The organism is Pseudomonas huaxiensis (genome assembly GCF_003231275.1).
Lineage (GTDB): Bacteria > Pseudomonadota > Gammaproteobacteria > Pseudomonadales > Pseudomonadaceae > Aquipseudomonas > Aquipseudomonas huaxiensis.
On the sequence record NZ_QKVL01000001.1, the window covers coordinates 392,368 to 412,056 of the forward strand.

The 19,689-nt window shown below is 61.4% G+C and carries 25 protein-coding genes; 23 read left to right on the top strand and 2 right to left on the bottom strand.

All coding sequences use genetic code 11. From position 1 onward, the window contains the following. Positions 1-60 precede the first annotated feature (60 nt). Complete coding sequence (locus tag DM374_RS01780; RefSeq protein ID WP_110968307.1) at positions 61-783, bottom strand: helix-turn-helix domain-containing protein; 723 nt, start codon at positions 781-783, stop codon at positions 61-63. A 115-nt stretch (positions 784-898) separates the two neighbouring features. Between DM374_RS01780 and DM374_RS01785 the strand changes: the two genes are divergently transcribed. From DM374_RS01785 to DM374_RS01810, 6 genes are all read left to right on the top strand, one after another. Then, positions 899-1,108 carry a Cro/CI family transcriptional regulator gene (locus tag DM374_RS01785; protein WP_110968308.1) on the top strand — a complete coding sequence of 70 codons (210 nt, stop codon included), beginning with the start codon at positions 899-901 and terminating at the stop codon, positions 1,106-1,108. Between the two features lie 135 nt (positions 1,109-1,243). Further along, the gene (locus DM374_RS01790) at positions 1,244-1,732 is read left to right on the top strand and encodes a phage regulatory CII family protein (RefSeq protein ID WP_110968309.1); all 489 of its coding nucleotides are present in this window, start codon (positions 1,244-1,246) and stop codon (positions 1,730-1,732) included. Then, positions 1,725-1,928, top strand: a complete 204-nt coding sequence (locus DM374_RS01795) for a TraR/DksA C4-type zinc finger protein (RefSeq protein ID WP_110968310.1) — start codon at positions 1,725-1,727, stop codon at positions 1,926-1,928. Before DM374_RS01790 ends, DM374_RS01795 begins: the two co-directional genes overlap by 8 nt. Further along, positions 1,925-4,678, top strand: a complete 2,754-nt coding sequence (locus tag DM374_RS01800) for a bifunctional DNA primase/polymerase (protein WP_110968311.1) — start codon at positions 1,925-1,927, stop codon at positions 4,676-4,678. The genes DM374_RS01795 and DM374_RS01800 overlap by 4 nt, the downstream gene beginning before the upstream one ends. Positions 4,679-5,003: 325 nt before the next feature. Further along, the gene (locus DM374_RS01805; RefSeq protein WP_225422427.1) at positions 5,004-5,552 is read left to right on the top strand and encodes a hypothetical protein; all 549 of its coding nucleotides are present in this window, start codon (positions 5,004-5,006) and stop codon (positions 5,550-5,552) included. A 184-nt stretch (positions 5,553-5,736) separates the two neighbouring features. Next, a complete protein-coding gene (locus tag DM374_RS01810) occupies positions 5,737-6,078 on the top strand; it encodes a phage holin family protein (protein ID WP_110968312.1) in 342 nt (113 codons plus the stop codon). A 229-nt stretch (positions 6,079-6,307) separates the two neighbouring features. On the opposite strand, the gene DM374_RS01815 is transcribed toward DM374_RS01810, so the two are convergent. Next, positions 6,308-6,592, bottom strand: coding sequence for a hypothetical protein (locus DM374_RS01815; RefSeq protein WP_110968313.1), 285 nt, complete (start codon positions 6,590-6,592; stop codon positions 6,308-6,310). 266 nt (positions 6,593-6,858) lie between these two features. Between DM374_RS01815 and DM374_RS01820 the strand changes: the two genes are divergently transcribed. From DM374_RS01820 to DM374_RS33580, 17 genes are read left to right on the top strand one after another with little or no spacing between them, the layout of a single operon-like run. Beyond that, positions 6,859-7,380 (top strand): terminase small subunit, encoded by a 522-nt coding sequence (locus DM374_RS01820; protein WP_110968314.1) that lies wholly within the window; start codon positions 6,859-6,861, stop codon positions 7,378-7,380. A 43-nt stretch (positions 7,381-7,423) separates the two neighbouring features. Then, complete coding sequence (locus DM374_RS01825) at positions 7,424-9,310, top strand: phage terminase large subunit family protein (RefSeq protein WP_177431494.1); 1,887 nt, start codon at positions 7,424-7,426, stop codon at positions 9,308-9,310. A gap of 12 nt (positions 9,311-9,322) precedes the next feature. Continuing rightward, positions 9,323-9,538: a hypothetical protein gene (locus tag DM374_RS01830; RefSeq protein WP_110968316.1), complete on the top strand. Its 216-nt coding sequence runs from the start codon at positions 9,323-9,325 to the stop codon at positions 9,536-9,538. 2 nt (positions 9,539-9,540) lie between these two features. After that, entirely contained in the window at positions 9,541-11,148 is a 1,608-nt protein-coding gene (locus tag DM374_RS01835) for a phage portal protein (protein WP_110968317.1), read from the top strand. Positions 11,149-11,150: 2 nt separating this feature from the next. Further along, on the top strand, positions 11,151-12,371 hold the full coding sequence (locus DM374_RS01840; protein WP_110968318.1) for a S49 family peptidase: 1,221 nt from the start codon (positions 11,151-11,153) through the stop codon (positions 12,369-12,371). 11 nt (positions 12,372-12,382) lie between these two features. Further along, positions 12,383-12,733: a head decoration protein gene (locus tag DM374_RS01845; RefSeq protein WP_110968319.1), complete on the top strand. Its 351-nt coding sequence runs from the start codon at positions 12,383-12,385 to the stop codon at positions 12,731-12,733. Positions 12,734-12,744: 11 nt separating this feature from the next. Beyond that, positions 12,745-13,776, top strand: coding sequence for a major capsid protein (locus DM374_RS01850; protein WP_110968320.1), 1,032 nt, complete (start codon positions 12,745-12,747; stop codon positions 13,774-13,776). A 1-nt stretch (position 13,777) separates the two neighbouring features. Beyond that, the gene (locus tag DM374_RS01855; RefSeq protein ID WP_110968321.1) at positions 13,778-13,957 is read left to right on the top strand and encodes a hypothetical protein; all 180 of its coding nucleotides are present in this window, start codon (positions 13,778-13,780) and stop codon (positions 13,955-13,957) included. 2 nt (positions 13,958-13,959) lie between these two features. After that, on the top strand, positions 13,960-14,283 hold the full coding sequence (locus DM374_RS01860; protein ID WP_110968322.1) for a head-tail joining protein: 324 nt from the start codon (positions 13,960-13,962) through the stop codon (positions 14,281-14,283). Beyond that, on the top strand, positions 14,280-14,933 hold the full coding sequence (locus DM374_RS01865) for a hypothetical protein (RefSeq protein ID WP_110968323.1): 654 nt from the start codon (positions 14,280-14,282) through the stop codon (positions 14,931-14,933). The genes DM374_RS01860 and DM374_RS01865 overlap by 4 nt, the downstream gene beginning before the upstream one ends. Then, positions 14,926-15,456, top strand: a complete 531-nt coding sequence (locus tag DM374_RS01870) for a hypothetical protein (RefSeq protein ID WP_110968324.1) — start codon at positions 14,926-14,928, stop codon at positions 15,454-15,456. Before DM374_RS01865 ends, DM374_RS01870 begins: the two co-directional genes overlap by 8 nt. Next, positions 15,453-16,013 (top strand): phage baseplate assembly protein V, encoded by a 561-nt coding sequence (locus DM374_RS01875; protein WP_110968325.1) that lies wholly within the window; start codon positions 15,453-15,455, stop codon positions 16,011-16,013. The genes DM374_RS01870 and DM374_RS01875 overlap by 4 nt, the downstream gene beginning before the upstream one ends. A gap of 57 nt (positions 16,014-16,070) precedes the next feature. Next, positions 16,071-16,277, top strand: coding sequence for a hypothetical protein (locus tag DM374_RS01880; RefSeq protein ID WP_110968326.1), 207 nt, complete (start codon positions 16,071-16,073; stop codon positions 16,275-16,277). 4 nt (positions 16,278-16,281) lie between these two features. Beyond that, the gene (locus DM374_RS01885; RefSeq protein ID WP_110968327.1) at positions 16,282-16,608 is read left to right on the top strand and encodes a GPW/gp25 family protein; all 327 of its coding nucleotides are present in this window, start codon (positions 16,282-16,284) and stop codon (positions 16,606-16,608) included. Beyond that, positions 16,605-17,486 carry a baseplate assembly protein gene (locus tag DM374_RS01890; RefSeq protein WP_110968328.1) on the top strand — a complete coding sequence of 294 codons (882 nt, stop codon included), beginning with the start codon at positions 16,605-16,607 and terminating at the stop codon, positions 17,484-17,486. The genes DM374_RS01885 and DM374_RS01890 overlap by 4 nt, the downstream gene beginning before the upstream one ends. Position 17,487: 1 nt before the next feature. After that, positions 17,488-18,093: a phage tail protein I gene (locus DM374_RS01895; protein ID WP_110968329.1), complete on the top strand. Its 606-nt coding sequence runs from the start codon at positions 17,488-17,490 to the stop codon at positions 18,091-18,093. Beyond that, positions 18,090-19,682 (top strand): phage tail protein, encoded by a 1,593-nt coding sequence (locus DM374_RS33580; RefSeq protein WP_225422428.1) that lies wholly within the window; start codon positions 18,090-18,092, stop codon positions 19,680-19,682. The genes DM374_RS01895 and DM374_RS33580 overlap by 4 nt, the downstream gene beginning before the upstream one ends. The last annotated feature ends 7 nt before the right edge of the window (positions 19,683-19,689 follow it).

The following is a 19,689-nucleotide window of genomic DNA, read 5'->3' on the forward strand; positions in this document are numbered from 1 at the left end:
TGTTATTTGCTGTTTTTCTGACGATCAGCCACAAAAAAGCCCGCTCTCGGCGGGCTTCCTTCATAGATCCACGATTTTTCGCCTGGCTCTTCCGTAGATGCGCCAGGTCTCATCGATTTTGATCACTCGATCTGGCAATGCGGGATTGGTCGCGAAAAGGTAGACCGTTCCACCTTCAATGTTGATTTGGCGTAGGGTCGCCGCTGGCTCATTTGGTGCGCTGGCCAGCACGAAATCTCCCGACTTCCATGGCATTGACGGATCAATTACCACTTTGTCACCTGGTGCGAAGTCAGGCTCCATGCTCTTACCTTCCACCCGAACGATGAACGAGCCGGGGCCTGAAGCCCCTCCGGCCTCAACCCACTCCTGTACTTCCTCCTCTGAGAACCCGTCCTTTGCGTCGCAAAAGGCGCCCACTTGTACATATCCGATCACAGGCAGCAGCCTCCCCGCCGGTCCTATCTCCGTAGTGTTCAGATGTAAACCCTTTCCTAGGGCAGTACTTAACACCGAACTGTTAGCAGTCGTGTCCAGAGTCTCTGCTAACCGAGGGCTGATGCTCTCGGGAGCAACACGTAGAACGCGACTGAGGCTAAGAAGCGCGGGGAGATTGAGGGCGATTTTGCCAGTCATGTACTGGCTGACTGCACTTTGGCCGGCCCAGCCGCAAGCTTCAGCGACCTTCTCCTGGTTGAGGGAGCGGTCCTCTGCCTTGCGAGCTTTGTAGGCAGCCTGGAGGCGGGCTGCTTCTTCTGCGATGTAGGGGGCTTTGGTCTTCATGCGACGATGCTATAAGGGTTACTCATATGCCTCAAACAGCAATGGTGATTTTTTCTTGCGCGAATTTAATGAGTCGAACTAATATGTGGTCGCGGTCCATCCATGGGAGTCGACAATGTCTATTCAATTTGGGACCCCGTTACGTGAATACGTGAAGGGCAGAAGTCAGGTTGAGGTTGCTGAAGCGCTGGGCGTCACCCAGGGAGCAATCTCACAGATGCTGCTGAGCGGACGTGATGTCCGTGTGGTTATTGATGGCAACGGGAAGGCGGAAGGCTATGAATTACGTCGGGTGGGTAGCAGGCGAAAGCAGCTAGCCGCCTGAAACAGGTGCCGACCTGGGGACTCTCACCTCCCCAGGCCAGCGACGACAGAGCACAAGCACATGCACATCGGTCGTGGTCGTAGGATAGGGCGTGCCCGTTCCTCTGGCTACACCGTAAATAAGGATTTTACGGTTATGAGTCGCACAGATCTTCTGCCGGGCGCAGGCCCGGTGCTGACCTTGCGTCAGGCGCTCTATCGCGCCGGGCGTGACTTCACGGGCGGGTTCACTCGCCTAGCATTCGAAATGGTCCTGGATCAGGACACCCTTCAGAAGAAACTCAACCTCGATGAGGAACGCCGCTGGCTCAATCCCGATGAGCTGGAAGACGTTATCCGTTTGACGTCCGATCCGCGGTTGTTGGACGCCTTGGTGCGTCCTGCAGGAGCGGTGTGGTATCGACCTGAGCCAGTCCCGGCGACCAACGAAGCCCTTCGGGCCGTCGGCAAGCTCCTGGACGAGGCTGGTGAATTCGTCGGCACGATGCACGACGGCGCCGCTGACAACATCTGGGAACTGCACGAAGTCCAGTTGCTGGAGAAGCGCGGCATGGACGTCATGCGGCAGGTGCTAGCGATCATGGCCGGGGCACGCAAGGCGATGGAGGACGGTGCCCATGGCTGACAATGTTGATATTGCCAATGAGCTGGATGACTTCTTGTTGGGGCTGGCTCTGAAGCGCCAGGCGCTCAAGGTTCACAGCCACAGTTCGCAACTCTGCGAGGACTGCGACGCACCTATCCCGGTCGCTCGTCAACTGGCGGCGATTGGATGCGAAACCTGCATCGACTGCCAGGATCGGCGGGAGCGTCGGCGATGACCGGCCGCAAGAAGACTTCGACTGCAGAATGGGCCCGGCGCTACATCGATTCGTTTGGGTTGGCGCTGGTGCCCATAGAGCCTGGTCAGAAGGGCCCGAAAGGTGAGGGCTGGAACAAGCCCGGCGGATATTTCACCGACCCGGACGCGGCTGAACAGTTCTGGTCGCAGAACCCCAAGCACAACCTTGGCGTTGTACTTGGGCCGAGCCGGGTCTGCTCGCTCGACGTCGATGATGTCGAGCTGACCCGCCAGGTGTTTCAGCAGGTGCTGGATCTGGACCTGGATGCCTTGGCTGATGCCTACCCGACAGTGGTCGGCAATCCCATGCGCTTCCGGGTGCTGTTTCGGGTCCCGGATGGCGTCGAGCTGACCCGCCATTCTCTGGTTTGGCCCAGTCAGGCAGACCCTGACGGATCGATCCTGAAGGCGCTGATGCTTCAGGTTAGAGCCGCCGCGGACGCGGGGCAGACGGAGAGGGAGGCGGCTTTGCGCCTCGCGGCAGAGCCCTTCAAGAAAATCACGGTGTTCGAGCTGCGCGGTGGCCTGGTGCAGGACGTCATGCCGCCGTCCATTCATCCAGGCACCGGAAAACCCTACACCTGGCGAAAACCACCGTCGTCGGATGGTCTGCCTGATCTGCCCCAAGCTCTACTCGATATCTGGCAGGGATGGGACCAATTCAAGCCTGCCGGTGAGCAGGCTTGTCCGTGGTTGCCCAGGAGCGCTCCAGCACCTGCAGCCGCGCCGAAGCCCCGACCCACCGTTGAACGATCAGGCCCAGACCTGCCTCCAGTGATTCCTGAGTTCAACCGCTGCCATGACCTGGCGACGTTGATCGAGGCCCACGGGTACAAGCGCCTGGGGAACAAATGGCTATGTCCCCAGAGCAGTAGTGGGCTGCCAGGAGTAACGATCAGCGATGACAAGCTGTACTCGCACCACAGCTCTGACCCGCTGAACAACGGCCACAAGAATGATGCCTTCGACGTGTTCTGCATTCTGGAGCACAACGGGGACAGTCGCGAGGCGACGCGGGCGGCTGCGCGACTGCTGGGTCTGGATGCCAAGTCGCGGCCGCCTGAACCTCCCCCCTTGGGCGAGCTTCCCCGCACCCCATCGACTGTCGAGCAGGCCGATCAGGTCGACGAACGCGGTGCCCCAGATGCTGACCCGGATCCCCCTAGCCCGGCCGGCGGAGAGGTCTCCGCCTCGGCCGAAGGGGGGGCGGGGGAGGGCGGGTCGGCGCTCAAGAGCACTCTTCGCCGATTTGCTCTTGTCGAGGGCTCCACCAACGTGTGGGACATGGACAAGGGGCAGTCGATGAAGCGGTCAGGGTTTGAAGCCCTGATCGGCAAGGCCGCTGCGAAAGAGTGGATGGAAAGGACCGACAAGAAATTAGTGTCTGCACAGCAGGTCAAGGAGATTGAGCAGGCGCTGCGGATGTCCAACAAGAAAGGGGGTGCGCTGAAACTCGCCCCCCTTGAACGCTATGTGTACATCGACGGGACGAAAGAGGCTTGGGACCGCGAGAAAAAGCGCCGGCTGCCAGAAGGCAGCATCAAGATGGCGTTGGGGGATGCCTATCAGCTCTGGCTGAATAGTTCGAGTCGTCGGGTCGTCGATGTAGATCACATTGTGTTCGACCCGACCATGACGAAAGACCCTGCGATCTACATCAACACGTTCGAAGGTTTGCCGCTGGAGCCTGTTCGTGACGATGCGGCGTGCGAGCATCTGCGCTGGCTGATCTCGTTCCTTTGCAACCATGACGATGAGGCTCTGGGGTGGCTGATCCGGTGGCTGGCTTACCCGCTTCAGCATATGGGCGCCAAGATGGACACGGCGATCCTGTTTCACTCCACGATGGAAGGCTCCGGCAAGAGCCTTCTTTTCTCGGACGTCATGGGTGAGCTGTATGGCCGCTATGCGGCAACTGTCGGGCAGCAGCAATTGGAAGGCAATTTCAACGCCTGGCAGAGCGGTAAGCTTTGGGCCGTTTTCGAAGAGGTTGTGAGCCGCGATCAGCGGTACAACCAGGTGGGCAAGATCAAGCACATGGTGACCGGGAAGACGGTTCGCATGGAGTCGAAATTCATCAATGGCTGGGAGGAGTCCAACCATATGAACTCCGCGTTCCTGAGCAACGAAATCATGCCCTGGCCTATCAGCGAAGATGATCGGCGAATGCTCGTAATGTGGCCGCTGGAGACGTTGCCGCCTGCACGGCAGAAGGCAATCGCGAGAGAGCTGGCCAATGGCGGTGTTGCCGCCCTGTACGGTTGGTTGTTGAGCGTAGACCTTGGCGATTTTGATCAGCGAACCCGGCCCCCGAAAACCGGGGCACGCCAGCGGCTGGTGGAGTTGAGCCGCACTGCGTGGCAGACGTTCTACAGTCTTTGGCGTCTAGGGGAACTGGGAAAGGACCTGTGGGGCTCTGCATTGACGTCCGACGTGTACGGGATGTTCTTGGAATGGTGCTCGCTCAACAAAGAGCACGCGATGAGCCATACCAAGTTCTCGTTGATGCTGAGTGCGAAGGTGGAGAAGACGCGGGCTATCCCATGGACGGACGGCAACACCAGACGTTTTGCGGCGTTCTTCTTCCCTTCTGATGGCGATCCTTCCCTCCCCCCATCCATTAATCCGGCCGAGCTGGGCAGGAACGTCTCTGAATGGCGTGCTCGGGCGAAGCTGTCTGGATGGAACGTGGACGGTTGGGAGCACGTGAAAAGGACGCTTGCGGCATGAATACGACTGAAAGTGTGTTGGGTGTGTTGGGTTTGTGTTGGGTTCGATTTGGTAAGCCAACACGCATTGGGGCCACGGAAACTGTGGTGTGCGGGGGTGTTGTGTTGGGTGTGTTGGGTTTGTGCGCGCACGCGCGCGTACGTGATTTTTTCCGGGGTACTGTTCAGCGGGGAAAAAATCTCTATGCGAGGGCTGAAAAACCCAACACACCCAACACACTTAACACATACCTAATTAATCCATTGATTTCATTGATCTTTAACTGTGTTGGGTTTGTGTTGGGTAAGCCAAATATGTGTTGGGTTCAGGTTTTGGGAGGTTCGCGATGAACAAGGACGAAATGCAGTTCGTATTGACCTCCCGGCTTGCTGCCCACCGCATCGAAATGGCGGAACTGCTGGATCCGGCCGAGCGCCTGCGCTTGGTTGCTGGCCTGATGCAACACTGGGGCGAGCAGTGCGCTCGGTTGGGGCTTGGTTCCAGCATGGGCAGCCAGATGGGAACAATCATGGAATGGAAGGGGGCCGCGCCACGGGGGGGATCTTCCGGATCTCGAATTCTGGTAGCCGGTGCCGGGCTCGATCATTCGGCTGCGGAAGTGGACGCGGCCGTGGTCGAGCTGGAGCGGCGCGATGACCGCGGTGCGGTTCTCGCGAAGCTGGCTCGATTTCGCTACCTGCACTGCTCAACCGTTCGCGAGCAAATGCACCAGGTCGGGCTTGCGGAGGACGCTGACCGAACCTATCGCAACTGGGTCAAGGCGCTGCACCTGCAAGTGCTGGCCATCCTGTCGGCCCGTTGCGGGCGGGTTCGTATGACTACCGTTCGTCGGGTAAGAATGCGCCGAACCTGCGTCGAGGATGCGCCGAAGTAGCGTCGAAGCGACGAACCTAAAATTACCCCTTTTCGGTTTTTCCGGTCGGGAGTAAAAAGTCCCCACGATATGACAACTGCGCTTAGGCGCTTCCCCCAAGCACTGAGCTGCGATCACCGAGAACCCTGCCAACTGGCGGGGTTTTCTGTTTCTGGCTCCGTGCTTTTTGACATGCGAGGACCGTATGACCAACGAGCAACAAGCGTTAATCGAGATGCCCCTGTGGATGGTGATCGTGCTTTCCCTGGTCGGCGGGGTGTCGGGCGAGGCGTGGCGGGCAGACAAAGCGGGGGTGTATGGCTGGGCGCTTGTTCGCCGAATCGCATTGCGCTCCGGTGCCTGCGTTGTTACCGGCATGGCAACCATCATGTTGCTGCACTCGGCGGGCTTGTCTATCTGGGCGGCTGGCGCGTTCGGTTGCATCACGGCGGTGGCGGGTGCGGATGTGGCAATTGTTCTGTACGAGCGCTGGGCGGCGAAGCGGCTTGGGGTCTGCGAAGTGCCGCCCGGCGATATCAATCGGTGAATGGAGAGATATATCCATGCAAGTTCGGGTGATTGATGAGGCTCAAAATATTCTGTGGGTCAAAAGTGAGACCGGCGGTTTGACTAGCTTGTCATACCGCCGTGATGGGACGTTGGTGAAGATCATCGCTCATTTGGAGTCTGCATTGGAGCAGGCTCGGGGAGAGTTGATCTGCCAAGAAGGGAGCGAGGATGTGGCGGAGAAGAACTCAGCCGCCCTTGAGGAGATGTTAAATCGTCAGCTCCTTGTTGATGTTGGCCATCACCCATCCCCAGATATTCGGGGATCGGAAGAAGGAGTGCCATGCAGGCGGGGCGCGGAAGTACACACGATTACCTGACTTCCAGATAACAACGACATTTCCGGCAAGGTTAGCGCTCCAAGCTGCTTGCTGGAGCGAGTCCATGATTTCCTCTTGGTCGCTACTGGACTTGCTGCCAAACGACGAAGTTAGTGGGAAAACAATCATGTCCTGACCGCTGTGATGCACATGAGCGATTTTGTACGTTGCCATCTCAGTTCCTTTTAATTTGAGGGGATCCTTCCCGGCACGCCTTCTGCTGAGAAGGACCTTGGGATGGTAGCACCTTGATGTCGCTCTTGGAGGTATATCAATGAGTACGGGGCTGGGAACCCGCGCTGCCGACCTAGGGGGTGGGGGCGGGGCTCGGTGAAATCTGGGTCCTCCCCTGGCCCCGCCCCCTACACGGGTGCGCAGACTCGCGGATTCCCTGTAGCTGAGGTTTCGACAGGGATGTCCGTCTTTTCAAGGACTTAGTGATGGGCAAGACAGTCAGCAAGCTCGAACTGGGTGAGATCGTTGGTCGCGACGAACGCACCCTGAGCCGGTGGCAGAATGAAGGCATGCCGGTAATCGAGTTCGGTGTCGGTCGCGGCAATGAAAACCAGTACGACACCCAAGCGGTGATCGAGTGGCTTATGCGCCAGGCTGCGCTCAACGGCAAGAAGGAAACCACCCGCGACCGGCTCGACCGTATCCGCGGCGACCGCGAGGAGCTGGCGCTGGCCAAGGACCTGGGCGAGGTGGTGATCGAGGCGGAAATGGTCGAGCGCTTCGAAGCGGTCATCACCGGCGCCAAGATCGAATTGCTGAACACATTCCCTGATGAGCTGGCGGCAAGCCTGTCCGCCCGCTACGGCGTGCAAGTCGATGACCAACTGATCCGCGAGCCCATCGAATCAATACTGAGGAGGTTGTCCGCGTATGACGAGGACGACGATCTCGCTGGGGATCCTGACGAGCCGGACGACGAGGAGGGCTCTGAAGAAGACGGCGAGTAAAGCTATGGGGCGGGTGTGTCGCAAGTGGGCCCCGCCGCCACGCATGACCATCATCCAGTGGGCGGCCAAGTACCGCTGGCTCGCATCCGAAGAGTCGGCCACTCCGGGTAAATACCGCTTCGACATCACCCCGCATTTGATTTGGCCAGGTGGCCCGCTTGAGGCGTTGGACGACCCGAGTGTGGCCGAGATCGTGGGGCGCAAGTCCGCCCAGGTGGCCTGGACTTCGGGCGTGCTGGGCAACGCCATCGGCAAGTGGATTGACCTGGACCCGTCCCCGATCCTGATCCTGTTCCCCAAGGCAGAAGCCGCCAAGCAGTACGTGGCGGAAAAGCTGGAGCCGATGATCGAAGCGACCAGGCGCTTGCGCAAGAAGGTCGACCTGCGCAGTCGCAAGCTGCAGCAGCGCCAGGACTTCAAGCGCTTCCCTGGAGGCTTCCTGAAAATGGTCGGCTCCAACAGCCCGGCCAGTGTGAAGTCGACGCCGGTACCGCGGGTCGCCATCGAAGAGCCCGACGACTGCAACCTGAACCTGCGGGGGCAGGGGGACAGCATCAAGCTGGCGAAGGAGCGCCTCAAGACCTTCCGGCGTTCGAAGATCATCATCGGCGGCACCCCGACGATCAAGGGGCTGTCCGCCATCGACGCCGAGCTTGAGCTGTCGGACAAGCGCGTGGGGCTGGTTCCCTGTCACGGCTGTGGCCAGTCGCATGCGCTGAGCTTCGAGCACCTGCACTGCGATGAGGACCCGGGCTACTTCCATGAGGTGTACGGCAAGCGGCGCCCGGAAACGACGTTCTACGTCTGCCCTCACTGCAGTGAAATCTGGGATGACCACCAGAAAAACGCCAACCTCAAGCATGGGCGCTGGGTGGCCACGGCTGAGTTCCGTGGCATTGCTGGCTACATCCTCAACGAGCTTTATGCCACGTTCCACGGGTCGCGCTTCGAAGTGCTGATGGAGAAGAAACTGCAGGCCGAGCATGCCGCATCCATGGGCAACATCGGCCCGATGATCGCCTTTACCAACAGCTCGATGGGAGAGAGCTACGAGTACAAGAGCAACGCGCCCAAGACCGACGAGCTGGAAAAGCGCGCCGAACCTTACGCCGAGCTGACCGCGCCCAAGGGCGTGCTGCTCGTCACGGTTGGTGTGGACGTCCAGGGTGATCGTCTCGCCCTGGTAATCGTGGGCTGGGGCAGGGGCGAAGAGTCCTGGCGCTTGTACTGGGGCGAATTGCCGGGCAACCCCATCGATCCAAATGATCCGGTCTGGACTGAGCTGGACAAGATCGTCGCCACACCGATTGCAACGGAAGGCGGCGCGCAGATCGGCGTGTCAGCCGTCAGCATCGACAGCTCGGACGGCAACACCAACGATGCGGTGTACGCCTATGTCCGGGACCGCCAACGTTTCAACATCATGGCGATCAAGGGCGCTTCCATCGACAGCCGCGACCGGGAGATTTTCACCAAGCCGGCCCAGTCGACCGATACCACCCAGGACAACACGAAGGCCGCCAAATACGGACTTCGCGTGTTCATCGTTGGCACGCACAAAGCCAAGACACTGATCGATGGCCGTATGCGGCTGACCGGCAGTGGCCCAGGTCGAATGCACTGGTACAGCGAGATCCGTGCGGACTACTACGAGCAGGTCACCAACGAGGTGCTGGCCCCGCACCCGCGCATGCCCAGCAAGATGGTCTGGCAGAAAAAGGCAGGTCGCCGCAACGAGGCGCTGGACTGCGAGGTGTACGCCCTGCACGCGGCGCGCAGCCTCAAGACCCACCTGCTACGCGACCACGAATGGGACCAGTTGGAGCAGCAACAGCTCCAGCCGACCCTTTTCAACACTGAGCAGGCGGTGGCGCCGGTGCCTCGTCGCGTAGTTTCTCGCGGCAGGGGCACCCGGAGCCGCGTCGGCTAATCGAGGTTAACCATGACAGATGCACAACAACGCCTTGCGGAAGTACGGGCGGCGATCTCGGCCGTCCTGAAAAACGGCCAGCGTTTGCGCCGGGCAGATCGCGAGGTCCAGATGGCCGAACTCAATAGCCTGCGGTTGCTGGAAAAGCAGTATGCCGAGCAGGTCGCTGCGGAGCAGGCGGTGCTTCAAGGCCGTGGTCGCAACCGCATTTCCTACCTGGGGATTTGACCATGTGGCCGTTCCGTAAGCGTGAGCAGGCCGCTGAGCAACTGATGCAGGAGGCTATCCGGGTTGCCAGGGCATCGGTTGGAAACGGGCAGATCGTTGCCCAAGGCGGCGGTGGAGGTGTCGAAACCCGCTGGCGCGGTGCATCGCGGATTCTGCGCAGCGTGGCGAGCTGGATACCTGGCCTGGGCAGCCCGCGCCGAGACTTCAACCAGGGCGAGCGGCGAATGCTGGTGGCACGGTCCCGTGATGCCATGCGCAATCACCTGGTGGCCCGTGCGGCGATCACACGGTTGCGCACCAATGTTGTTGGGACGGGGCTGGTCTGTCGTGCTCAGGTCGATCATGAGGCGCTGGGCATCACACTAGAGGAGGCCGAGCAACTGAATAGCCAGTTGGATCGGCTTTGGTCGCTGTACGCAGATGACCCGAGGGAGTGCGACGCCGAAGCGACGCTCAACCATTACCAACTGCAGGCCCTGGTGCTGGTGTCATCCATGGTGGCTGGCGACGTGTTCGTGGCCAGCCCGGACAACGAACGCCCCGGCTGCATCTTCAGCACCCGCCTGCAGCTCATCGAGTCCGACCGGGTCTGCAACCCGAACGGTGGAATGGATCGCGTCGACCTGGTCGAGGGTGTGGAGTTTGACGGACTGGGGGCGCCTGTCGCGTACCACGTCTGCACGGGTTACCCCGGCGAACACTTGGCAGGCAAGACCTTGGGCTGGGAGCGCTTGACCGTGTTCGGTGCCGCAACCGGACGGCGCCGAGTGTTGCATGTGATGGCCGACAAGGAACGTCCTGGACAGAAGCGGGGAGCGCCCTATCTGTCACCGGTGCTGGAGCCGCTGCAGAAGCTGGAGCGCTACAGCAGCGCCGAACTCATGGCGGCTGTTATCTCGGCCATGTTTACCGTGTTCATCAAGAAGAGCGACAACTTCCAGCAGGGCAACCTGCCCATGTCCGCACTTACCGAAGAGCATGCCGGCGGGGATGACACCTCGGATGGCCAGTTGGCGTTGGGTGAGGGGGCCATCGTGGACCTCGGCGTTGGTGAGGAACCCATGATTGCCAACCCGAGCCGGCCTAACGCCCAGTTCGATCCGTTCTTCACCGCGGTGGTGAAAGAGATCGGTGCAGCCCTTGAGCTGCCTCTGGAAGAACTGCTGCTGCATTACAGCAGCAGTTACAGCGCTGCCCGTGCCGCGATGCTGCAAGCCTGGCGCTTCTACAGCCTGCGGCGTTGGTGGTTGGCCTGCGACTTCTGCCAGCCAAGCCGCGAGTTGGTCATTGATGAGGCGGTGGCCAGGGGGTTGATCCATCTACCTGGCTACAGCACGCCGGCCAAGCGCAAGGCTTACTGCCAGGCGATCTGGATCGGCCCGGCTCGCGGGGCCATCGACGAACTCAAGGAAGCCAACGCCGCCGGCAAGCGCATCGAAATCGGCGTCAGCAACGAGACGCTTGAAACGGCGGCGATGACCGGCGAGCCCTGGCAACAAGTGATTCGCCAGCGTACCCGCGAGGTCACCTACCGCCGCGAGCACAACATGCAGGCCCTGCCCAAAGGCGGGCTGGAAAACCCGCCTGAACCCAAATCCGAAGAGGAATAGACATGCCGCGAGCACTTGAGCTGGCTGCCTCGCAGCCCTGGCTGATGCTGCCCGACGCGCTGGACAACCTGCTGACCATCTCTGATCGCATGGGCGATCCAATGGCGCTGGCCACCAAGCGCGGCGAGCGGCTGGATGACACCCGCAAAGTCACGATGCGCAACGGCGTTGCCGTGGTGCCGGTCGTTGGGCCGATCTTCCGCTACGCCAACCTGTTCACCGAAATCAGCGGTGCGACCAGCACGCAGGTTCTGGCCACCGACATCCAGCGTGCGCTCGATGACCCGAAGGTTCGCGCCATCGTGTTGAACATCGACAGCCCCGGCGGGGTGGCCTCGGGCATCAACGAGCTGGCGGAAATGATCTACGCCGGACGTGATCGCAAGCGGATCGTCGCCTACATCGGCGGTATTGGCGCAAGCGCTGCGTACTGGATCGCGTCCGCGGCCAGCGAGATCGTCATCGATGAAGCCAGCCTCGCCGGCAGCATCGGCGTGGTGGTCGAGGCAGTAGTCGAGAACGAGAAGGCCACCGACCGCACCCGATACCAGATCGTCAGCCGCAACGCGCCGAACAAGCGCCTGGACCTTGGCAGCGAGGAAGGCCGGGCGAAGCTCGGCGAAACCATCGACGCCCTGGGTGAAGTCTTCGTGGGCAAGGTTGCCCGCAACCTCGGCGTTGCTGCCGAGAAAGTGCCCGAGATGGGCGATCACGGCGGAATTCGCGTCGGCGCCGACGCCGTCCAGCACGGCCTGGCCCATCGCGTGGGTTCGCTGGAATCCCTGATTACTGAACTGGCCAAGCCGGCCATCAACTCCCCAAGGATACACACCATGACCACCGTCAAGACCACGGCAGAACTGCGCACCGCACTGGCAGCCGGTACCGATCCCGGCACCATCGAAATCGCCCAGGCCGAACAGCCGGACCTCAACGCAGTGCGCGCAGAAGCCTCTACCGCTGAGCGCGAGCGCATCAAGGGCATCAACGCGCTGTCCAGCAAAGGCTTCGAGAAAGAGATTGAGGCGGCGATTGACGACGGCACCTCGGTCGAAGCCACCGCACTGGTCATGTTCAAGGCGGCGCAGGACCGCGGCATTTCGCTGGCCGGTATCAAGAGTGACGCTCAAGGCGTTACCGGCACTTCCCCATCCGCTGACGGCAAGCAAGGCGAACGCAAAGCTGCCGTCAGCGCCATCGTAGCCGGCGGCAAACGCCGCTGAAGGAGATCCACATGAGCAACCCCCAACGCCATACGTACCAGCCGAGCCAGCTCTCGGCCGGTGATTTCCCGGTTGTGATGGATACAGGTGTTATCGCTGCCGGGCAGAACTTGAAGCGTGGCGCTGTCCTCGGCCAGGTCACGGCTTCCAAAGAGTATCTGCTGTGCAAGGTGGCGGCCGAGGACGGTTCCGAGGTGCCGACCGCCATCCTCGATCAGGACGTGGACGCCACTGGTGGAGCCACGAACGCCCCGATTCGACTCACCGGCCAGGTGCTGGCCAGCCAACTCCACCTCGGCGAGGGCCTGAGCCTTGCCGTCGCGAAGGCCGCCCTGCGTCCTCTGTGCATTTTCATCCGCTGATCGGAGCCCCCATGACTGACATTTTTGACACCCTGACCATGCTGGAAGCCGTCGAGCAGATGGTGCTGCCGCGGCGCTTCCTCATGAATACCTTCTTCAATGGCGGCGCGCCTGTGACCTTCGGTACCGAGACGGTCACCATCGACATCATCAAGGGCCAGCGCAAGATGGCGCCGTTCGTACACCCGACCCTGCCAGGCAGCGTTTCGCAGCGCACCGGGTTCAGCTCCTCGACCTACAAGCCGCCCTACATCCAGCCCAAGCGAGAAACCCGTGCTGAGTTGATCCTCAAGCGTGGAGCCGGTGAAACCGCTTTCTCCACGCGCAGCGCGCTTGATCGTGCGGGCGAGCAACTGGGCCGTGACCTGACTGACCTCGACGGCGAGATCACTCGGCGGGAAGAGTGGATGTGTGCGCAAGCGTTGACCACAGGGCGCATCCGAGTTGTGGGTGATGGTGTTGATGACACCATCGATTTCCTCATGGAGGACACCCACAAAGTCACCCTGGCAAGCGGCCGCTGGAATACCAGTGGTTCCGATCCAATTGCCAACCTGCGCCAGTGGCGCCGGCAGGTTGCCAAGGATTCCGGCCGGAGTGCCAACGTTGCGGTGTTGAGTGCCGAAGCGCAGGACGCTTTCCAGAGTAACGAAACCGTCCTGAAGCAACTGAATAGCCGGCGAGTCGACATGGGCATGATCAAGCCCGAAGAGTTGCCGGACGGCGTCACCTACCTCGGCTATCTCAACGATCCGGGCGTGGACCTCTATGCGTACGACGAGTGGTACCTGGACGACGATGACGAGGAGCAGCCGGTGATCCCCGCTGGTGGTTTGATTCTGGGTTCCACCAACACCCGCAATGCCATGCTTTACGGTGCCATTCAGGATTTGGAAGCCATTGAGAGCGGCCTGGTCGAAGCGGCTCGTTTTCCCAAAAGTTGGGTCACCAAGGAGCCGAGCGCGCGCTGGCTGAAAATTCAAGCTGCTGCGCTGGCCGGCATGCTGGAGCCAAACGCATTCCTCTACGCGAAGGTGGTGTGACATGGCCGCGAAGATCGAGTACGTGGTGGTGGACGGTTGTATTCAGGACGGCAAGAAGGTCATCCGACAGGGTGAGGTCTACACGCCATCCAACAAGGAACTGACTGATCTGCTCATCGAGGAAGGCAAGATCGCCAAGCGTGGTCAGCTTCCCAAGGATGACCAAGACGACGGTGAGTAATCATGGCCTTCCATGATCAAGTCGCGAACATGGACGAGCAGCTACTGGCGGTTCTCGGTGACGAGGCCGTTATCGAGGGTCGGGATAAGCCAGTGCCCGGATTCATTTCGGTGCCGTGGCTGCAGCCGAAGTTCGGTCAGCTCAAAACCCCAGTCAGAGAACCTGTGTTTTCTATTCGGGGTCTTGATGCTGTTGGGGTGACCAGCCAGCAAAAGCTGGTGCTGGACCTTCCGCCGGATGAAGGTGGTGGCACCTACATCATCGTCAAGATCGAACCGGATGGCACAGGTTGGATCAACCTGGTCTTGAGGGAGGTGGTGCGATGAGCGTAGGCAGCTACTTCAAGCAGACGGCCGACAGCGGCATGCTCACGCTGCAGGTATCCAGCGCCGACAAGCAGCGGCTCAGCCGCTTCACGGTGCTGGCGCCGAAAGCGTTCGCGGCAGCCGAGCGTCGGACCATCAACAAGACCCTGCGCTGGATGCGCACCCACATTGCCCGGTCTGTCAGCCAGCAAGAGCGAATCGCCCAGGCCGCTGTACGGCAGCGGTTGCGAGCGTACCCCGTGAAGGGCTCGGATCCAGGCAAGCTGTGGTTCGGTGTCAACGCCATTGAGGCCAGCCGCGCCGGTCGTGCTCGGCAGAACCGGTCGGGCGTTTCGGTGGCGGGGCGGCGTTACCAGGGCGCGTTCTACAAGAAGGTCTACGGTGGCACACCGGACATCTGGATCCGCACAGCCAGCAAGCACTTCAAGGCGAGCGACTACCCGGAGAGCACGTTCGGCGGTCGGAGCAGTGGCTGGGTTCAGGAAAACGGTGACCGTTTCCCCGTGGCCAAGGCGATGCTCTCGCTCGACAGCGTTCGGCCGCACTTCGATGAGTGGTCACGGAAGGCCCACCAGCGGCTGCTGGAGATCCTAGAACAAGAACTGAACTACGAAGTGCAGAAGCTGCTGCGAGGATCCGCCCGTGTCTGATCAAACCTTCAGCCTCGACGCGCTGTACACGGCGATTGAGGATCATATCCGCGGTGCGATCCCCGGCCTTGAAGCGGTCTGCTTTCCGCCGGGCCTCGTCACCAGCATTCCGGTACCGATGGTGCTGCTGGAGCTGGCCGAGCTGGAGCCCGGCCTGGACCAGGGCACGGGCGAAGCTGCTGTTGTCGCCCACTTCGAAGCGCGGGCTATCGTCGGCGCTGAGCAAGTGGACTGCTACCACCAGGCGGCTTTCATCGCGTCCCGGCTTGCCGTCCTGTTGCGGGTGCAGCACTGGGGGCAGGAAGTTGGCCCGGCTGAGTTCGTCCGCGCCGCGCAGGACTTCACCCGGCCAGAGCTGGACGGATACGTTGTCTGGGTTGTGGAGTGGACGCAGGAACTCTACCTCGGCGACGAGGCATGGCCATGGCCCAACCAGCCGCCCGGTAGCCTGCTGCTCGGTTTCAGCCCGAACATCGGTAACGGCCAGCAAGGCCAGTACATCGCGCCAGAGGAAATCTCATGAGCCAAGTCAGCGCAGCACATGACCGCATGATCGCCGGCCTGATCATTCCGTGCCGGGTTGTGGCGGTGGATCTGGCCGCGGCGATGGTGCGCGTATCCGATGGCGCCGGCTGGACCAGCGCCTGGGTACGCTGGCACAGCCAAGCTGCGGGCAAAGCCCGGCACTGGCGGGCGCCGAGCCTGAACGAGCAGGGCGCCTTGATCAGTCCGTCCGGCGAACCCGCGCAGGGTACGTTCGTGCCGGGGCTGTACGGCAACGCTGGAGCGCAGCCGGACAATCGCGACCACGTCGAGGTTTGGCGTTTCGATGACGGCGGGTCGCTGGTCTACGACTGGCAGGCCAAGACCTACACCATCAACGTGCCCTCGGGCACGGTGACGGTGCAGGTCGGCGGCAGTTCGGCGGTCGTCACGGATGACGCGATCACCGCCACCGCTGCGAGCATCACGCTGACCGGAGCCGTCCAGGTCAACGGCACGCTGCAGGTGACCGGGGACATCCTCGGCGGCGCCAAGATTATCGATACCGCCGGCAACACCCCGAACCACAAACACTGATTCGTCAGTCCCTCAACAGGCCCGCCGCGTGCGGGCTTTGTCATTTCTGGAGAAACCATGGCGAACAAAGAAACTCCCGCGTCGGCGCCGACCAAGCCCGGCCCGGCCCAGCATTACCGCGACACCCGCTACACCTCCCGCGTGCTGATCCTGCCGGACGGCCGACAGCTCTCTGTTGCTCAGGGACTGGTGTCCGCGGCTGCCGATGACCTCGTGGCCCTGGACTACCTGAGCAAGCACCCGGACCTACAGCCACGGGAGTAACCCCATGCTCGGAATGGATCGCCACACAGGGCAGCCGCTGTCGGGCCTTGCCCACTTGCGGCAGTCCATCGAGGACATCTTGACGACTCCGGTCGGCAGCCGGCGCATGCGTCCGGAGTACGGCAGCAAGCTGCGTCGGTTTGTAGACCTGCCGATCAACGAGGGCTGGAAAAGCGCCGTGCAGGCCGAAGTGGCTCGCTCGCTGAGCCGCTGGGAACCGCGGCTGAAACTGGAGCGGGTCCGGGTGCTGTCGGTGGTCGGTGGACAGATCACCCTGCAACTGACCGGGCAATACCTGGGCGATAGCCAGATTCTGGAGGTGAGCGCGTGAGCACTATTGAACTGTCGGCGTTGCCTGCGCCGCAAGTGCTGGAAGACCTGGACTATGAGGCGACCTACCAGCAGGAACTGGCGGGCTTTCGCTCATTCATGGGCGACAACTGGGACGCCTTGCTGGAAAGCGATCCGGTCACCAAGCTGCTGGAGCTGGGCGCGTACCGGCGCATGCAGAACCGGGCTCGGGTGAACGATGCCGCCAAGGCGTTGCTGTTGGCCTTCGCGCAGGGCAGCGACCTCGATCACCTGGCAGCCAACGTGCGCCTGACTCGCCTTGTTGTGCAGGCTGAGAACCTGAGCGCATCGCCGCCCACTACAGAAGTGCTCGAGGCAGACGACGCTCTGCGCGAGCGCATCCAGCTTGTTTACGAGGGACTGACCACGGCCGGGCCGCGCAACAGCTACATCCTGCATGCGCGCAACGCCTCGGGTCTGGTGGCCGATGCCACTGCCGAAAGCCCCTCCCCAGCGGTGGTGGCGGTCACCGTTTTGAGCCTCAATGATGCCGGTGAAGCCGACGCTGAGCTGCTGGAAACGGTACGGATCCGGCTCAGTGATGACGACGTCCGCCCCGTTGCGGACCGGCTGCAGGTGCAGTCCGCCGAAATCCTGCGCTACCGCATCGATGCGGTGGTGCACATGGCTGGTGGCGGGCCTGAAACCGAGGCCACGCTGGCCGAATGTCGGCGCCGGCTGTCGGCCTGGATCAACCCTCGCCGCCGCCTTGGCGTTGAAGTGGCCCGCTCTGGCATCGACGCACAGTTGCACATTGCCGGCGTGGCGCGGGTGGATCTGGCGAACTGGTCGGATATCCGACCGACCAAGGCCCAGGCGGCTTGGTGCGTTGATTTCAGTGTCGAGCGGGGTAGCTGATATGAGCAGCCTGCTGCCCCTCAACAGCACCCTGCTGGAACGCGCAATTGAAGCCGCGAACGACGAAGTCACCGCCGTGCCGCTGCGCACGCTGTACAACCCCGATACCTGCCCGGCACACCTGCTGCACCAATTGGCCTGGGCTTGGTCGGTGGATCGCTGGGACGAAAAGTGGCCGGAAACGGTCAAGCGCTCAGTGATCCGCTCGGCGTTCTATGTCCACTCCCGCAAAGGAACGATTGGCGCTCTGCGCCGTGTGGTCGAGCCGCTGGGCTACCTGATCGAAGTCCTGGAGTGGTGGCAGACCGTGCCAGAGGGCGTGCCGGGCACCTTTGCGTTGCAAGTCGGCGTGCTCGATCAGGGCATCACCGAGGAAATGTATCAAGAGCTGACCCGCTTGATTGATGACGCCAAGCCGGTCAGCCGCCACCTGACGGGCCTTGCGATTGTGCTTTCCAGCAGCGGTTACCTGCGTCTCGGCATCGGCCTGGTCGAAGGCGAAGAAATCGACGTTTACCCGCCGACGTCGCGAGACATCGAGGTCAGCGGCACCTATGGCCATGTCGGCCGTGAACATCAAATCGAAACCCTGGACGTTTACTCATGACTGACCAGAACAGCCAGTTCTTTGCCATCCTCACCGCCGTGGGGGAGGCCAAGCAGGCTAATGCAAACGCGCTCGGCGTGCCGTGGACCTTCGCCCAAATGGGCGTAGGTGACGCGAACCTGACGGACCCGATCCCATCACGAACCCAGACCCGACTGATAAACGAACGCCGCCGTGCGCCGCTCAATCAGGTCAAGGTCGACCCGAACAATGCCAGCATCATCATTGCCGAACAGGTGATCCCGCCAGATGTCGGTGGTTGGTGGATTCGCGAAATCGGACTCTACGATGCTGAGGGAGATCTGGTGGCGGTCGCCAACTGCGCACCGAGCTTCAAGCCCTTGCTTTCCCAGGGCACGGGCAAGACCCAGGTGGTACGGCTGAACATCATCGTCACCAGCACCGCCAATGTGCAGCTCAAGATTGACCCGGCGGTGGTGCTGGCAACCCGCGAGTATGTCGACAGCGTCATTCTGAGTGTCTTGCCGCGCGACAAGGTGCCCGGGGTATATACCCAGGTGCGGATCAATGAACGGGGCCTTGTGACTCAAGGTTGGAACCCTACCACGCTTGATGAATACGGCATCACTGACGCACTGAGCAAGAAGGGCGGGACGGTGAGCGGTAATTTCTGGCTCGACGGTTACAACATGTTCCTCAAGCAGAGCGGTGCCCAGGCTTGGAATATCGGCGTGCTGGGCACGAACGACCAAGGGGCGATTCAGGCGGGCGTCGGGTTTGTTGGTGGCGCTGGTGCGATCAAGAGTGTGTTTTTGGCGCTCGGTGACAATCCATGGTCGGGCGGTAACGGCATTCGCATCACATCAGCAGGTGTGGCAGTTGAAGGGCGGTTGTCGGGAGCTGGGTCGGGCTTGAGCGATGTGCCCTGGTCCGGCCTGGCTGGCGTTCCGTCGGCGGTCAAAGCAGTCGGCAATGTTGCAGGCATGGGCTTCTATGTACACCTCGGCGGTGGCGCCGTTGCAGCTAGATCGATGGCGGTGAGTGGGGCCGGACTCGCGATTGCCAACGCTGACGGTACTGGCGGAAACCCGACACTCAGTCTGGCCATGGCGACTCAGCCACAAGCCGAGGCCGGCACTGACAACGAACGGCCGATGAGCGCCCTTCGGGTGTTCCAGTCGATTGCCGCCGTTGTGAAGCAATCGACTGAGGCCGCGTTCGGCTGGGCGAAGGTCGCTACCCAGGCGCAGGTTGAAGCGGGCACGAATGACGCTGTGATCGTGACGCCGAAGAAACTCCGAGCAGGGTTCTCTGCGTTGCTTGAAGACAACGGCTACATCGCGCTACCGAGTTGGCTGGGAGGGTTGATCGTGCAATGGGGGCGTGCGGTTGGTGTGCCACAGGCGATCGATGCGCCTGATGTTGTCGGCCCGACGATGGACATTCCGTTGCCGCTGACATTTCCGACAGCGGCTTGGCGTGTGCTTGCGACGATGAACTTTACGACGATGTCGACTAAGTCGTCATACGCGCCGGGGTCAACAATCGTTTCGAACTCCGTCATCCGGGTGCAGAACAACTACACGAACTCGGGCGGCCAGATCTGCTACCTCGTGATCGGCAAGTAAGGGGATC

Bases quoted from the DNA above. Each gene is read 5' to 3' on its own strand.
- DM374_RS01880 (WP_110968326.1), top strand. From the start codon at position 16,071: ATGGCGAACAAAGAAACTCCCGCGTCGGCGCCGACCAAGCCCGGCCCG.
- DM374_RS01875 (WP_110968325.1), top strand. From the start codon at position 15,453: ATGAGCCAAGTCAGCGCAGCACATGACCGCATGATCGCCGGCCTGATC.
- DM374_RS01780 (WP_110968307.1), bottom strand. From the start codon at position 783: ATGAAGACCAAAGCCCCCTACATCGCAGAAGAAGCAGCCCGCCTCCAG.
- DM374_RS01845 (WP_110968319.1), top strand. From the start codon at position 12,383: ATGAGCAACCCCCAACGCCATACGTACCAGCCGAGCCAGCTCTCGGCC.
- DM374_RS01820 (WP_110968314.1), top strand. From the start codon at position 6,859: ATGGGCAAGACAGTCAGCAAGCTCGAACTGGGTGAGATCGTTGGTCGC.
- DM374_RS01835 (WP_110968317.1), top strand. From the start codon at position 9,541: ATGTGGCCGTTCCGTAAGCGTGAGCAGGCCGCTGAGCAACTGATGCAG.
- DM374_RS01785 (WP_110968308.1), top strand. From the start codon at position 899: ATGTCTATTCAATTTGGGACCCCGTTACGTGAATACGTGAAGGGCAGA.
- DM374_RS01885 (WP_110968327.1), top strand. From the start codon at position 16,282: ATGCTCGGAATGGATCGCCACACAGGGCAGCCGCTGTCGGGCCTTGCC.
- DM374_RS01795 (WP_110968310.1), top strand. From the start codon at position 1,725: ATGGCTGACAATGTTGATATTGCCAATGAGCTGGATGACTTCTTGTTG.
- DM374_RS01805 (WP_225422427.1), top strand. From the start codon at position 5,004: ATGAACAAGGACGAAATGCAGTTCGTATTGACCTCCCGGCTTGCTGCC.
- DM374_RS01850 (WP_110968320.1), top strand. From the start codon at position 12,745: ATGACTGACATTTTTGACACCCTGACCATGCTGGAAGCCGTCGAGCAG.
- DM374_RS33580 (WP_225422428.1), top strand. From the start codon at position 18,090: ATGACTGACCAGAACAGCCAGTTCTTTGCCATCCTCACCGCCGTGGGG.
- DM374_RS01840 (WP_110968318.1), top strand. From the start codon at position 11,151: ATGCCGCGAGCACTTGAGCTGGCTGCCTCGCAGCCCTGGCTGATGCTG.
- DM374_RS01895 (WP_110968329.1), top strand. From the start codon at position 17,488: ATGAGCAGCCTGCTGCCCCTCAACAGCACCCTGCTGGAACGCGCAATT.
- DM374_RS01860 (WP_110968322.1), top strand. From the start codon at position 13,960: ATGGCCTTCCATGATCAAGTCGCGAACATGGACGAGCAGCTACTGGCG.
- DM374_RS01810 (WP_110968312.1), top strand. From the start codon at position 5,737: ATGACCAACGAGCAACAAGCGTTAATCGAGATGCCCCTGTGGATGGTG.
- DM374_RS01825 (WP_177431494.1), top strand. From the start codon at position 7,424: ATGACCATCATCCAGTGGGCGGCCAAGTACCGCTGGCTCGCATCCGAA.
- DM374_RS01855 (WP_110968321.1), top strand. From the start codon at position 13,778: ATGGCCGCGAAGATCGAGTACGTGGTGGTGGACGGTTGTATTCAGGAC.
- DM374_RS01790 (WP_110968309.1), top strand. From the start codon at position 1,244: ATGAGTCGCACAGATCTTCTGCCGGGCGCAGGCCCGGTGCTGACCTTG.
- DM374_RS01865 (WP_110968323.1), top strand. From the start codon at position 14,280: ATGAGCGTAGGCAGCTACTTCAAGCAGACGGCCGACAGCGGCATGCTC.
- DM374_RS01800 (WP_110968311.1), top strand. From the start codon at position 1,925: ATGACCGGCCGCAAGAAGACTTCGACTGCAGAATGGGCCCGGCGCTAC.
- DM374_RS01815 (WP_110968313.1), bottom strand. From the start codon at position 6,592: ATGGCAACGTACAAAATCGCTCATGTGCATCACAGCGGTCAGGACATG.
- DM374_RS01830 (WP_110968316.1), top strand. From the start codon at position 9,323: ATGACAGATGCACAACAACGCCTTGCGGAAGTACGGGCGGCGATCTCG.